14 protein-coding genes are annotated in these 13,476 nt (G+C 41.7%); 8 read left to right on the top strand and 6 right to left on the bottom strand.

Annotation, left to right across the window (positions count from 1 at the left end):
• Positions 1–155: 155 nt before the first annotated feature.
• The gene (locus F907_RS13240; RefSeq protein WP_016651580.1) at positions 156–737 is read left to right on the top strand and encodes a hypothetical protein; all 582 of its coding nucleotides are present in this window, start codon (positions 156–158) and stop codon (positions 735–737) included.
• 45 nt (positions 738–782) lie between these two features.
• On the opposite strand, the gene F907_RS13235 is transcribed toward F907_RS13240, so the two are convergent.
• Both F907_RS13235 and yhbY read right to left on the bottom strand, forming a co-directional pair.
• Positions 783–1,319 (bottom strand): DOMON-like domain-containing protein, encoded by a 537-nt coding sequence (locus F907_RS13235; protein ID WP_005243715.1) that lies wholly within the window; start codon positions 1,317–1,319, stop codon positions 783–785.
• A gap of 5 nt (positions 1,320–1,324) precedes the next feature.
• Positions 1,325–1,651 (bottom strand): ribosome assembly RNA-binding protein YhbY, encoded by a 327-nt coding sequence (gene yhbY, locus F907_RS13230; protein ID WP_016651581.1) that lies wholly within the window; start codon positions 1,649–1,651, stop codon positions 1,325–1,327.
• Positions 1,652–1,880: 229 nt separating this feature from the next.
• Between yhbY and rlmE the strand changes: the two genes are divergently transcribed.
• The 6 genes from rlmE to F907_RS13200 all read left to right on the top strand — a co-directional run bounded on the left by rlmE (position 1,881) and on the right by F907_RS13200 (position 8,602).
• Entirely contained in the window at positions 1,881–2,531 is a 651-nt protein-coding gene (gene rlmE, locus F907_RS13225) for a 23S rRNA (uridine(2552)-2'-O)-methyltransferase RlmE (RefSeq protein WP_005243712.1), read from the top strand.
• 136 nt (positions 2,532–2,667) lie between these two features.
• Entirely contained in the window at positions 2,668–4,563 is a 1,896-nt protein-coding gene (gene ftsH / locus F907_RS13220) for an ATP-dependent zinc metalloprotease FtsH (protein WP_004651936.1), read from the top strand.
• A gap of 132 nt (positions 4,564–4,695) precedes the next feature.
• Positions 4,696–5,547 carry a dihydropteroate synthase gene (folP, locus tag F907_RS13215; protein ID WP_016651582.1) on the top strand — a complete coding sequence of 284 codons (852 nt, stop codon included), beginning with the start codon at positions 4,696–4,698 and terminating at the stop codon, positions 5,545–5,547.
• A gap of 96 nt (positions 5,548–5,643) precedes the next feature.
• Positions 5,644–6,402, top strand: coding sequence for an SIMPL domain-containing protein (locus F907_RS13210; protein WP_005243710.1), 759 nt, complete (start codon positions 5,644–5,646; stop codon positions 6,400–6,402).
• A gap of 133 nt (positions 6,403–6,535) precedes the next feature.
• Positions 6,536–8,176 (top strand): vWA domain-containing protein, encoded by a 1,641-nt coding sequence (locus F907_RS13205; protein WP_016651583.1) that lies wholly within the window; start codon positions 6,536–6,538, stop codon positions 8,174–8,176.
• A gap of 111 nt (positions 8,177–8,287) precedes the next feature.
• Positions 8,288–8,602: a DUF5713 family protein gene (locus tag F907_RS13200; RefSeq protein WP_005269684.1), complete on the top strand. Its 315-nt coding sequence runs from the start codon at positions 8,288–8,290 to the stop codon at positions 8,600–8,602.
• Between the two features lie 35 nt (positions 8,603–8,637).
• Here the strand turns inward: F907_RS13200 and F907_RS13195 are convergent, their stop codons facing one another.
• The 3 genes from F907_RS13195 to F907_RS19355 all read right to left on the bottom strand — a co-directional run bounded on the left by F907_RS13195 (position 8,638) and on the right by F907_RS19355 (position 11,541).
• A complete protein-coding gene (locus tag F907_RS13195; protein WP_016651584.1) occupies positions 8,638–10,239 on the bottom strand; it encodes a CocE/NonD family hydrolase in 1,602 nt (533 codons plus the stop codon).
• Positions 10,240–10,362: 123 nt separating this feature from the next.
• Positions 10,363–11,313 (bottom strand): DMT family transporter, encoded by a 951-nt coding sequence (locus tag F907_RS13190; RefSeq protein ID WP_016651585.1) that lies wholly within the window; start codon positions 11,311–11,313, stop codon positions 10,363–10,365.
• Positions 11,314–11,409: 96 nt separating this feature from the next.
• Positions 11,410–11,541 (bottom strand): hypothetical protein, encoded by a 132-nt coding sequence (locus F907_RS19355; protein WP_258958081.1) that lies wholly within the window; start codon positions 11,539–11,541, stop codon positions 11,410–11,412.
• Positions 11,542–11,679: 138 nt separating this feature from the next.
• Here F907_RS19355 and pnuC point away from each other — a divergent pair, with 138 nt between their 5' ends.
• Complete coding sequence (gene pnuC, locus F907_RS13185; protein WP_032861872.1) at positions 11,680–12,282, top strand: nicotinamide riboside transporter PnuC; 603 nt, start codon at positions 11,680–11,682, stop codon at positions 12,280–12,282.
• 41 nt (positions 12,283–12,323) lie between these two features.
• Here the strand turns inward: pnuC and F907_RS13180 are convergent, their stop codons facing one another.
• Positions 12,324–13,466 carry a glycerophosphodiester phosphodiesterase gene (locus F907_RS13180; RefSeq protein ID WP_032861874.1) on the bottom strand — a complete coding sequence of 381 codons (1,143 nt, stop codon included), beginning with the start codon at positions 13,464–13,466 and terminating at the stop codon, positions 12,324–12,326.
• Positions 13,467–13,476 lie beyond the last annotated feature (10 nt).

Raw genomic sequence — 13,476 nt, forward strand, 5'->3', positions numbered from 1 at the left:
GCGGACAAAGCTGTCTATTGCAAAATCGATCATCCGTGTATCGATATGATGAGATATTATGCAAATTGTCTAACAATTTTTAAGGTGTTTAACAAATGAGCGTTTTATCTTATGGCTAGCCGAAAAATCAACAATCAAAAATGAGGGAAATTAAAATGGCTGCAAATCAAACAACACCTGCTGCAACTGCTGAAGAAGTGAAAGAGGTTGTCGTTGAAAAAACAACGAAAGCCAAAGAAGCTGTTACAGAAAAGACTACTGAAGTCAAAGAAGTGGTTGCTGAGAAAACTGCAAAAGCGAAAGAAGTGGTGGCAGAAAAAACAGCAAAGGCAAAAGAAGTGATTGCCGAGACCCAAGAACAAGCAAAAGAAGTGATTGCTGAAACGCAAGGTCAGGTCAAAGAAGCACTGGCTGAAACGCAAGAGAAAATTGAAACTGAAGCGAAAGAGTTGAATCAAAACATTCAAAATCAATTGACTCAAATCAAGCAGGATATCTTAGAGCGTATAGAGGTGATTAAAACCCAACTCAATTCATCTCAAGGCAACCTGCTTGAATTGAAAAATGCATTGAAAACAGAATTAAATGCATTGATTGAAGACCTGAGTAAAGTCAGTAAAGAACTGAAAGATGACATTAGCCAAATTTCAGTAAAGCATAAAGATACTTTAGTGGGTAGCTTTAAGCGTACCAAAGAACAAGCAGTTGAAGCTTGGAATAAGGTTCGTGCCAGCTAACTTGGCATAGCGATAAAAAAGCGAGAATTTTTCTCGCTTTTTTATTTAAAACTGATGTAACCAGTCGCGCTTATTATGGAAGTCTGCTTGAGGACTACTGTGTTGCATTGCAAAATAATGCAGACCTTGTGTCGTGTTCAATACAGCTGTTAAGCCAATATAGAGGTCTGCCCATTTGAGTTGATGCTCACGCATAAATTGAGACAGATCTAAACTGACATTCAATCCATAATGCGTACGTTGCAAATGATTGAGTTCTATATCATAGGCAGCGATAGGCGGCATATCTTCAGGAAAGCGGTATTCTTCAAATTGATAGACTTGCCAAGCTTGAGAAGGGGAAAGGTTGATTTCACGATAGAAATCCTGATCTTTCACACCCACAAAAATTTCATAGCAAGTTTGTTCCCATAAAAAGTCACGACGTGGGTGCGCTGTGACTTGATCTGGGTAAATCAAAAATTGATTTGGGTCACGAACCCAAAAACCAACATTTAAGCTTGCTGGTGTTTGTTGCTCAATCGCTCCAACCACGGTAATGGCACTAAAGCGATCAAAAGCCGACAGTTCATAACTTGCCATCGTAATTACTTATTACTTAAATGAGCAAAACGAACCAAGTTAGACAGGTGCTGGTTTTGTTTGGCTGCTTTTTTATAGAGCAAAACAATTTTACCAATTTTTTGTACAGACTCAGCGCCTGTTGCTTCAACAATGGCATCAATAACTGCGCCACGTGCATCACGGTCTTCACCCGCAATTTTCACTTTAATCAATTCGTGATCATTTAAAGCACGATTTATTTCTTCAATGACGTTTTCTGTAAGACCTTGGCTACCAATCATTACAACTGGATTAAGTGCATGACCGATTTGACGTAAACGCTTACGTTCATGGATAGATAAAGCCGCCATTAAAAATACCTGATTTGGAAAACGACCTAGTATAACTTGCATCCCGATTCTAAGATAGATTCATGAGCACAGCACTTGCAACAAATATGTGAAAAATTGACGAAATAACCAATGATGATAATCGAAAAAAATCTGTAAAAGTTCGTGTGAATGAAGTACATCCGTACTGTATTGAGAGTAATTTTCACGTACAATGATGCATCAGAAGTTTTTTGAAATTTAGTGAGTTATGGCGACACGCATTACCAATCAAAAATTGTCTAAAAGCAGTCGTGCATGGATGAGAGAGCACTTAGATGACCATTTTGTAAAGAAAGCACAGAAGGAAGGTTATCGCGCGCGCGCGGCATATAAGTTACTTGAAATTCAAGAAAAATATAAAATGATCAAGCCGGGCATGACCGTGGTTGATCTGGGTGCGGCACCAGGTAGCTGGTCGCAAATTGCGGGTAAATTGGTAGGTGCCAATGGCTTGGTCATTGCATCAGATATTTTGGCAATGGACGCACTTCCAGATGTAACCTTCCTGCAAGGTGACTTCCGAGAGGAAGAAGTTTTCGAAAAATTGTTAAATATTTTAAATGGACGTCAAGTAGACGTTGTAATTTCAGATATGGCCCCCAATACATCAGGTAATAGGGCTGTTGATCAACCACGTCAGATTTACTTATGTGAGCTGGCTTTGGATTTTGCTCAAAAAGTACTTGGGCCAAACGGACAGTTTATTGTTAAAGTGTTCCAGGGTTCAGGATTTGATGAATTCCGAAAACAGGTGGTCGATAGTTTTGATGTATTAAAAACAGCCAAACCTGCGGCATCACGTGCTCGATCGAAAGAAGTTTTTTTGATTGGCCAAGGTCGTAAAAAGGCATTGCAATAAAAGTGTACTTGCCAAGTTGTTAAAAATTGTGCATTTTGTACCTTTTAAGTTTTTTGCAACGCAAATTCATTGCTGTTTTTGTGAAGGTCAGCCAAGATTAGGTATGATCAAATTAGATTGATATGGGAATAAAGCCTTGAGCGATTACTTCAAGAATGCCGTATTGTGGCTCATCATACTCGGTGTTCTGATTTTGATTTTTAGCAACGTCAGTGACCGCAATAAGCCTGCAGCGATGAAATATTCTGATTTCGTTGCAGCGGTGAATGCTGGGCAAATTAAACAAGTCACAATCGACGGTTTAAATATTAATGGTGAAAAAACCAATGGTTCTTCATTTGAGACGGTTCGTCCTCAAGTCGAAGACACTGAGTTGCTACCAAGCTTGAATAAACAAAATGTAGTGGTTGAAGGCACAGCGCCACAACGTCAAGGCATTTTGATGCAACTTCTCATTGCGAGTTTCCCAGTATTGCTCATCATCTTATTATTCATGTTCTTCATGCGTAATATGGGCGGTGGCGCTGGTGGCAAAAACGGTCCTATGAGCTTTGGTAAGTCAAAAGCAAAAATGTTATCTGAAGATCAAATCAAGCTAACATTTAGTGACGTTGCTGGCTGTGACGAAGCAAAACAAGAAGTGGTTGAAATCGTTGATTTCTTAAAAGACCCTGCCAAATTCAAACGTCTGGGTGCGACCATTCCACGTGGTGTACTGATGGTTGGTCCTCCAGGTACAGGTAAAACATTATTGGCGAAAGCAATTGCGGGCGAAGCTAAGGTTCCATTCTTTAGCATCTCGGGTTCTGACTTCGTTGAAATGTTTGTCGGTGTCGGTGCTTCTCGTGTTCGTGACATGTTCGAACAAGCTAAACGCCATGCGCCATGTATCATCTTTATTGATGAGATTGACGCAGTCGGTCGTCATCGTGGTTCTGGTACAGGTGGTGGTCATGATGAGCGTGAACAAACCTTGAACCAAATGCTTGTTGAGATGGATGGTTTTGAAGGCAATGAAGGTGTAATCGTTATTGCTGCGACCAACCGTGTAGACGTATTGGATAAAGCCTTGCTTCGTCCAGGCCGTTTTGATCGTCAGGTGATGGTTGGTTTACCCGATATCCGTGGTCGTGAGCAAATCTTGAATGTGCACTTGAAGAAATTACCTTCAGTGACAGGTGTAGATCTTAAAGTACTTGCACGTGGTACACCGGGCTTCTCTGGTGCGCAACTTGCAAACTTGGTCAATGAAGCTGCATTGTTCGCTGCTCGCCGTAATAAAAACACGGTAGATATGCACGACTTTGAAGATGCCAAAGACAAGATTTACATGGGTCCAGAGCGTAAATCGATGGTGATTCGTGAAGAAGAGCGTCGTGCGACAGCTTACCATGAAGCAGGCCATGCGATTGTCGCTGAGATCTTACCGGGTACTGACCCTGTGCATAAAGTAACCATTATGCCGCGCGGTTGGGCACTGGGTGTGACTTGGCAGTTGCCTGAGCAAGATCAGACCAGCCACTATAAAGATAAGATGTTGAATGAACTTTCAATCTTGTTTGGCGGTCGTATTGCAGAAGAAGTCTTTATCAACCAAATGTCGACAGGTGCATCTAACGACTTTGAACGTGCCACTAAAATGGCGCGTGCAATGGTGACCAAATATGGTATGTCAGATAAGCTTGGTGTAATGGTGTATGAAGATGAAAACCAAAATGGTTTCTTCGGTAATGTTGGTAGCCGTACCATTTCTGAAGCTACTCAGCAAAAAGTAGATGAAGAAGTTCGCCGTATTTTGGATGAACAGTACAAAGTTGCACGTGATATCTTGGAAAATAACAAAGATATTGCACATGCGATGGTAAAAGCATTGATGGATTGGGAAACAATCGATCGTGACCAAATCCGTGACATCATGGAAGGTCGTGAGCCTCAACCACCTAAAGTTTATGTTGCTGATAATCCAGTGGCTGCATTTGAACCACCGAAAGATGGTCCATCTACACCACCGCCATTACCAGCAATGGGCTAATCAACGATAAGATAAAAAGAGCGACTTCGGTCGCTCTTTTTTGTTTGGATTTCATTCTAAATTGAAAATAAATCATCAGCGTCGACATGGCAGTCTTGTTAATATAGTCACATTCCAATGTGGAGCGTTTTGATGCAGTTGATGCCCTTAGCACAATGTCAGTTACAGTGTGGCCGTTTTAGATTAGATCTCTCAGAACCCCAAGTGATGGGGATTTTGAATGTGACACCTGATTCATTTAGTGATGGTGGGCAGCATCATCAAAAAGACCAAGCCATCCAACATGCATTGCAGATGATGGCAGATGGGGCCAGCATCATTGATATTGGTGGAGAGTCTACACGTCCGAATGCATCGCCTGTTGCTTTAGCAGAAGAAATCCGCCGTGTTGTCCCTGTGGTTGAAGCCTTGTCCCAATACGATGTGATCATGTCGATTGATACCAGTCAGCCAGAAGTGATGCGTGCAGCTGTACAGGCAGGTGCGCATATCTGGAATGATGTCCGTGCCTTAACACGGCCACAGGCGTTGGAAACAGCAGCAGAATTGGATATCCCTGTGATTTTGATGCATATGCGGGGTGAACCCACCAATATGAACCAGTTGGACCAATATCGGGATGTAACTGAAGAGGTGATTCTGGAGTTACAACAACGTCTGGATCAAGCGATTGCTGTTGGTATTAAAGCTGAAAATATCATTATCGATCCTGGTTTTGGCTTTGCTAAAAATGCACAACAGAATTTTCAGTTACTGAATGAATTCTGGAAGCTGAACCGAATGGGCTATCCTATCCTATCTGGGTTATCGCGGAAACGTTTTATTGGTGAAGCATTGAATGGTGTACCTGCGCAAGAACGTGCCGTGGGGAGCGTAATGGGACATTTGTTGAGTATTCAACAGGGTGCTAGCATTGTTCGGGCGCATGATGTAAAAGCCACCAGTGATGCCATTAAAGTATGGAAAATGATGCAAAATAACTAAGCTAGGCTGAGTCAGTAGAGCGCTTAAGGCTCTATTGACTTGCTGAGTCAGATTCAATATAACAAGCCTATAAGATAAAATAGGTAATATAATAAAATGGAAGCTAAAACAATTACATATAGAAGTCTATGGCTGTGCGCACTGATTCTAAGCCTTGGTTTTATTATCTCGGCTGCGGTGATGGGCTATGCGCTTAAACAGTTAAATAACAATAAAAACTCAATTATAGTCAAAGGATTAGCTGAAAAACCGATTCAAGCAGACTCGGCGCGCTGGGAAATAAAATTACAAACCAACCACACTTCTGACACGATTCCTCAAGCCTATCAGTTACTGGATCAGCATATGCAAGCCTTACAGCATTTCTTTGTTGAACATGGTTTTAAAGCTGCTGATATGCAATTGGGGAATAAAAGTTCGCAGCCGTATTATGAGGAAGTGAATATGGGGGAGGGACGTATCAATCGTGAGTTTAAAGGCTATTTAGCCATGCAGTCTTTTGTGATTAGTAGTCGTGATATCAAGAAAATTGAAAAGGCAGCCCGAGATGCTTATTTGCTTGATGAAAAAGGAATTGCCATTGAGCAGAAGCCAGAGTATCTGGTGTCTAATCTTGAAGAAATCAAAATGTCGTTAATTGCCAATGCGACCAAGAATGCCTATAGCCGCGCAAATGAATTTGCCAAGGTCGGTGGAGCCAAAGTCGGGATGATGCGTTCAGCCAGCCAAGGTGCATTCTATATTCTGCCTGAAAGTGGCTCTGATGATGACAGTGATTATGGTGGAGCTTATGACAAGGCCACCATCAACAAAATTGCCCGTGTGGTGGTGACGATCAATTACGCGATTGAATAAAGCTTTAGCTTTAAATCATTGATAAGTCATCTTAGAAAGATACATACAAATACGGTGTCGCTTTGTTTTTTTGCATACAATCTTTGCATATTTATTTCATTTGAAAGACAAAATAGAATTTGGGAATTTAAACATGCATCCATCTACCAAAATACTCACACTTAGTTTGCTCAGTTGCATGATCATGGCCTGTAGTATGCCTGCCAAACGAAATGATCAAGCGATGATTGAGACGACAATGCCTGTGTCACCAGCCCCGATGACCATGTCAAATCAGGGCTTGGCTCAGGCGCGAAAAATGATCGCACCAGCATCTTATATTGCCATTATGCCGAGTATGGAGCGACCACGTTTAGAACAGAATACTGAAAAGTACCAAAAGAATGAGGTCAATCCTGTTCATCGTGTTGCGGATCAAGCGGTCTCAACATTTAGTATTGATGTCGATACAGGCAGTTATACCAATACCCGTCGTTTTTTAAATGATGGCCGTTTACCCCCTGTTGATGCGGTTCGTGCCGAGGAGATGATTAATTATTTTGATTATCAATATCCGCAGCCGAATAATGTGCATCCATTTTCGGTCACAACGGAAACGGTCGATTCACCATGGAAAGAAAATGCCAAGCTGATCAAAATTGGGATTCAGGCCAAAGACCTTACTACCAAACAACTACCCCCTGCCAATCTGGTATTTTTAGTTGATGTTTCTGGCAGTATGGATTCAGCAGACAAACTCCCCTTGGTCAAACAAACGTTACGCTTACTCACTGAGCAATTAAGAGCCCAAGATAAAGTTACGATTATTACTTATGCCAGTGGTGAAAAGTTAGTTTTAGAGCCGACTGCGGGTAATCAAAAAGACAAGATTCTCGCAGTGATTAATAGTTTACAAGCGGGCGGAGCAACGGCTGGTGAGCAGGCAATTCAACTGGCCTATAAGCAAGCTGAAAAAGCCTTTGTGAAAAACGGAATTAACCGAATTTTATTGGCGACCGATGGTGACTTTAATGTCGGGATTACTGATTTTAATACTTTAAAGGGGATGGTGGCTGAGAAACGCAAAAGTGGGATTTCGTTAACGACTTTAGGGTTTGGAACAGGAAACTATAACGAACAGCTGATGGAGCAACTGGCAGATGCTGGAGATGGCAATTACAGCTATATCGACAATAAAAATGAAGCGAAAAAAGTTGTACAACGCCAGCTTTCATCGACTCTCGCAACAGTTGCACAAGATGTTAAAATTCAAGTCGAGTTTAACCCTGCTACAGTGAAAGAATATCGTTTGGTGGGATATGAAAACCGGATGTTGAAACAGGAAGATTTCAATAACGATAAAGTCGATGCCGGTGATATTGGTGCAGGACATAATGTCACCGCACTTTATGAAATTATTCCAGCCGGTCAACAAGGTTGGCTGAATGATTCACGCTATCAAGCATCGACAAAAACAGATGCAGCGAAAAAGTCTGAATATGCTTTTGTCAATGTGCGCTATAAATTACCGAATCAAGAAAAAAGTATTTTGCTCAATCAAGCGGTGAAAGCAGACAGCAAAACACTTGCCCAAGCCAATTCGGATACCCGTTTTGCGATTGCAGTGGCTGCTTATGCGCAGCAATTAAAAGGTGGGCAATACAATGGCGCGATGGGGTGGGATCAAATTATTCAGTTGGCACAGCAATCTGCAAAACCAGATCCTTATCAAATGCGTGAAGAATTCGTAGAGCTTGCCAAGATTGCTAAAAGCTTAAGTGCGAAAAAAGATTAAGTTATATTTTTAAAAAAAGCGGTCGGAAAGGCCGCTTTTTTTATGGCTAAATATCGTGATTTTGGTCAGATTATGTTATAAGCATGGCGTTTTAGTGGCATATTATTTTTTATGTTTGAAGATTTACTCCTCCCCATGTTTGACGATGAATATTATCCCGATATTCTCGTTGCTGAAGTGAAGCAGCATATTCAACAGTTTTCTAAAAAGGTGAGTCGTACCGATTTATCTGAGACTGAAATCTATCGTTATGCACATCAGACCCTGATCGAAATTAACGAAATGAAACCTCAGTTTGAAGACTTGGAGTCTAGTTTAGATGATACTGCCGCAGACTATATTGCGGAAGCCATGATGATGGTGGTGCAAGATGTCGGTTATCTCGATATTGAAATGGAAGAATTGATTGCCAATCGAGAGTGGTAAATTACACTCTCGATTGGTTTCTATAATAAGTACAACTATTTTGTAGCAACTTCTTTCCAGAATTTTGGTAAAACAATTTGCCCTGAAATCCATGCTTCGATTTTAGGCTGTTGTATTTTTTGATAATACACACTTTCGCTATTGATCAACAAGCCGAGTGTATCTCCCTCATTAAGTTGCCCATAAACACTTGGTAATTCGATAGTTTGCATTTTTTCATTGTAACCTGCTGAGCCTAGTCGAATCTGATCATAACTTCGTTTTTTTGCTGGATTAAATGGGGCGGTTTGATCATTTAAAACGGTATATTTTCCCGTGATCTTTGATTTAATCGCCATGGAGATAAACAAGGTTACGTCTGCATATTCATGGGTAGTTTCCATGTTTAAACTCAGCAGCGCTGCGCCTGTGATTGAGATAGGCTGTTGGGCAGTATGGATGGGCACAAAGACAGCTTGGGCTGCTGTTGGTACGATCCATGTTTTTTTCAAATCATAGCTGCTGATCGGTTGAAGATCGCTAAAATGATTGACGGGACTTTGATCGACACATAACTCTGGTAATGATTCAGCTGGGGATTGATCTTTTAACTTTTGGTTAAACCACGCCAAGATAGTGTTTTGTAGATTGTACTGCTGTTGATTTCCACAGTGCACGGATTGGCCAATATACCAAAATGGAGTGCTTCCACGGGGTGAATGCTGAACAAAAGGCTGTAAATGCCCACCTTGAACTCCAATCAAATGTACTTCGTGTTGCGCTTGTTGCATACATTGCGCTGCTTTAACTCCTTCATTGAAAGGGAAGAGCACATCCCTGAAACCTTGAATAATCAGGGCGTCTGCTTGAGGCGCTTGATTATGATTGCAAAACCAGCTGGCTTGATGGGTGTTGAGGAAATTATAGGTGGACTGTTTTAACTGTCCTTGTTGGGTATCCAAGTAGGCTTGTTTGAGTGCTGGATCAAATTTATTCCAGTTCCACCAGTCTCCAATCAGGTTAAGAAAGCCAATCCAGTTACTTTTCGGCACGCCATTCGGTGCAAGGCTATCCACGATGTCATACCATGTGGTAATCGGAACAATGGCTTGCAAACGTCGATCCATTGCTGAAGCAAGATACTGTACACTGCCTGCATACGACTCACCAATCATACCTGTGCGTACGCCGTTATGATTCTTGGCCAGTTGAGGCAGATTTTTTTCAGCCCAGTTCATTATCGTGATGACATCTTGTGCCTCTTTCTCTGGATCAGTCAGTCGAATTCTTCCCTGACTATCGCCATGGCCACGTTGGTCATAGCTAATCACCCAATAGCCCTTCTGCCACGCTGTTTTTGCAACTTGCCCTGTGGGCAATAAAAAGCCATATAAACTGAGTTCTGGGCGTTTCATCCGAGACAAACCGAAACCATGGGTATGTAACAATAATGGGGCGGTTTGATTTGATGTTAAATGCGGTTGATATACGGTAAATGCGAGCACTGTACCATCAGGTGCAGTGGTTTTGGCTTGATAATAACGTTGTTTGAGTTCTGCTGTTTTGAGCGTCAGCGAACTGGGCTGTGTTGTCGCATGTACACAACCCTGTAAGAGCAAGATCAGACTGCAGCAAAGCCATAAAACGTAAGAGCGCATTGATTATTTCATCCTTGATCAAATCTTTGAGACGTCACGCGGAGCGTTGCTACAGTGTACTTGAGTCAATCTAGAGTTACTATCACGGATTGGTCGTGTTGCCTGATCGTATCGTTTGTATATTTATAACAACCGTGGTCGATTGCGATAGGCATAAAGAAATAGACCGAGGCACAGCAATATTAAGCCAATGACCAGATGTGAGCTGATAGGCTCATGATTCAACCAGATCCCCCAACAGGTGGCAAAAACGGGAGTCAGAATGGTGATCAGCATCACGGTGGTTGGATTAAGTTTCTGGATTAAATGAAAATAAAAAATCATGGCCAGCACAGAAGAAAATAAGGCGCTATATAGCAATGCCAGACAGGTCTGCAGGCTGGGAAGCTGTGCCGGTATTTCTGTAAGGAAAAAGGGTAATAAGCACAAGTAGCCGAACCATGAAACCAAAGTTGAGCCTGTAGTTTGAATAATGGGATGAATCTCGGCACCAACTTTGGCAACGGCAAACATTGAAAGCACATACAGTAGAACCGCAATGAACTCATAAAGCAGACCAAGCAAATCCAGTTGAATATGATCAGCAACAATCCCCAGTGTCAGGGATAAACCAAAAATTGCTACGCTCAGCCCATACCATTGACGTTTTAAAAACTGTTCCCGTTTTAGAATAAAGACTGCAATCAGACCTGACCAGAGGGGCGCCGTGCCATAAATAATTGAAATCATGCCTGAAGAAACACGGGTTGCGCCCATATAACAAAAAGTCATAGAACCAAATAAACCTACTGCACCCGCGATATAACTAATAAAAGCTTGAGGTGCCAAAATAAGCTTAAGTCTAAAATAAAACAGGCAAAACAATGCCAATGGAATGGCAATACTGAAGCGAAAAAACAGTCCCCAAGCCCAATGAATTTCATGCACTGTCAAAACTGCGGCCAACGGTGTGAATGACCAAATGAGTACGACTGCAATAAATTGACCGACTGTAGCAAGGCGAGGGGAAACGAGGGCCACAGTCGGTTGCATCTGTGTGCTGGAGATCAGATTCTTGTCGGGTAACTGGTTCATGTTGATATTCCTGTTATAACAACGGTAGATTGGTTTAAAAAATTTAGACAATAAAAAAGGCCGCTGTTGAGGCGACCTTGCAGTTCAAATGATGTTTTAACTTGTCATCGGATGAATCGGGGCAAAGTCTCCTTGCAAGGAAATGCAGACACGTCGCCATGCTGCATGGGCAGAAATGCCATGCAAAATAATCATGATGAGTGCTGAAGAAACTTTGTTGCTGAACATATCAAAAATCTTAAATGCGCTTTAGATTTTTATAGCATAGGCTTTGGCTGAAAAATAGTCGTTTTCTCAAATTAAGATAAAAATATCAGTTAAGAGAATAAACAATTGGGCATTGCTTAAATTGCAGATTTTTCCATAATGATGCGATCAAATTCTGAAAGAAGTTTGCTCTTGTCTGCTTTAGAAATTTTTGCGGTGATCATTAGCCTGATTGGTGTGACCTTAACCATTCGACGAAATATGTGGTGCTGGTGGTTTAATTTTCTCGCTTGTAGCTTATACGCCTATTTTTTCTTTACCATCAAGTTATATGGTGAAACGATCCTGCAATTTTTCTTTATTGCGATGAATGTGTATGGGTTCTATTACTGGCTCAAAGGTAAACGTCAAGAGCATGATATCCGGATTGAGCCGATTGCCAAGACCACGGTATTGGCACAAATGGGTTTAGCGCTAATTTTTGGTGTGCTGTTTGGTTTGATTCTGAAGCATTTTACCGACGCTGCTGTACCGATGTTGGATTCACAACTGGTGGCCTTTAGTTTACTTGCAACCTATTGGACGAGCCGTAAGCATATTGCCACATGGATTCTGTGGATTTTTGTCAACATCATCTATGTGGGGATGTTTAGTTATAAAGAAGTTTTCCTGACCGCAGGACTCTACGCTGCTTTTGTTGGATTAGCCGCTTATGGCTGGTGGCAATGGACGCAGGTCAAGCGGAAACAGTTTGCTTCCTGATTAAAAGGGCAGCTGAGCTGCCCTTATTTATAGCCCATAGGTTATTTCGAGGTCGCTTGATAGTTTTGTACCGCTTGGCGACCTAAAGCAGGGTCATCGGTAAAGACACCATCCACACCCGCTTTAAAATAAAGCTGCATTTCTTTGAGCGATCCTGTAGGGCAACGTTCAGCTGCTTTGGCTTTATCTGTACTACATTTCAGTGTATCTGGCAGGAAGTTGTTTTCAGGACGGAAAGTATATGGATGTACTTTTAAATTGACTTTATGTGCATCGGCAATGAAAGAAGTGGTTTGTGTCATTGCGGCATCTTTAAAGACATAAACTTTCCAAGGACCGACACCATTGGCATAGGCTGAAACGTCTTTGAGGCCCTGTGCTGTTGCCAGATCAGCATAGGTTTTAGGATTATTTTGTGCGACGTAATCTGCTGGTCTTGTTTCTGGCGCATCATAGAGTTGAATCAATTGAGCGCGTTTAACACTTTTGTGTAGATCGAGTTGGTTCTTTAAATATTTTAAATTACTGACTTCAAATGATTGTAGATAAATTGGCGCAATATCGCGGCTATATTGATACTTAGACAGTGTTTTAAGCAGGGGGTCTTCCAGAGCCAAATTCTGTTGCTGGAAGTAGGTTGGATGTTTGGTTTCAATATAGAGACCAATGATTTTTCCTGTTTTTTTATAGTGGGCTTCTGCCAGTTCAATAATTTGCTCTAGGGTTGGAATAGGATAGAGGTCATTGTATTTTTGATTGTCTGGTCGGAATTGTGGAATACGTTCACGTGCTTTAAGCTGCTGTAATTCTTTTAAGGTGAAATCTTCGGTAAACCAGCCTTCTAACGTCACGCCATCAATGACTTTGGTTTTCTTACGATCGGCAAACTGAGGTAGGGTGGCAACGTTAGTGGTTCCACCAATTTCATTTTCATGACGAGCAACCAAGACACCATCCTTGGTTGAAACCAAATCTGGTTCAATAAAATCTGCGCCATCATCAATGGCCTTTTGATAAGACGCAAGCGTGTGTTCAGGGCGAAGAGCACTTGCACCACGGTGTCCTATCACCAGAATTTTTGGAAGTTGGTATTCAGGTTGAGTGGTATTGCCTTGATTATTATTGTCATCATTACAACCTGCAAGACTGATTAGGCAGAGACAAAGAGCAGCTTTTTTAAACATGAATAAACTC

This window comes from Acinetobacter colistiniresistens, assembly GCF_000413935.1.
Lineage (GTDB): Bacteria > Pseudomonadota > Gammaproteobacteria > Pseudomonadales > Moraxellaceae > Acinetobacter > Acinetobacter colistiniresistens.

Coding starts and splice junctions, on each gene's coding strand:
- folP (WP_016651582.1), top strand. CDS start 4,696: ATGCAGTTGATGCCCTTAGCACAATGTCAGTTACAGTGTGGCCGTTTT.
- F907_RS13180 (WP_032861874.1), bottom strand. CDS start 13,466: ATGTTTAAAAAAGCTGCTCTTTGTCTCTGCCTAATCAGTCTTGCAGGT.
- F907_RS13240 (WP_016651580.1), top strand. CDS start 156: ATGGCTGCAAATCAAACAACACCTGCTGCAACTGCTGAAGAAGTGAAA.
- F907_RS13200 (WP_005269684.1), top strand. CDS start 8,288: ATGTTTGAAGATTTACTCCTCCCCATGTTTGACGATGAATATTATCCC.
- F907_RS13190 (WP_016651585.1), bottom strand. CDS start 11,313: ATGAACCAGTTACCCGACAAGAATCTGATCTCCAGCACACAGATGCAA.
- yhbY (WP_016651581.1), bottom strand. CDS start 1,651: ATGGCGGCTTTATCTATCCATGAACGTAAGCGTTTACGTCAAATCGGT.
- rlmE (WP_005243712.1), top strand. CDS start 1,881: ATGGCGACACGCATTACCAATCAAAAATTGTCTAAAAGCAGTCGTGCA.
- F907_RS13195 (WP_016651584.1), bottom strand. CDS start 10,239: ATGCGCTCTTACGTTTTATGGCTTTGCTGCAGTCTGATCTTGCTCTTA.
- pnuC (WP_032861872.1), top strand. CDS start 11,680: ATGATGCGATCAAATTCTGAAAGAAGTTTGCTCTTGTCTGCTTTAGAA.
- F907_RS13235 (WP_005243715.1), bottom strand. CDS start 1,319: ATGGCAAGTTATGAACTGTCGGCTTTTGATCGCTTTAGTGCCATTACC.
- F907_RS13210 (WP_005243710.1), top strand. CDS start 5,644: ATGGAAGCTAAAACAATTACATATAGAAGTCTATGGCTGTGCGCACTG.
- F907_RS19355 (WP_258958081.1), bottom strand. CDS start 11,541: ATGTTCAGCAACAAAGTTTCTTCAGCACTCATCATGATTATTTTGCAT.
- F907_RS13205 (WP_016651583.1), top strand. CDS start 6,536: ATGCATCCATCTACCAAAATACTCACACTTAGTTTGCTCAGTTGCATG.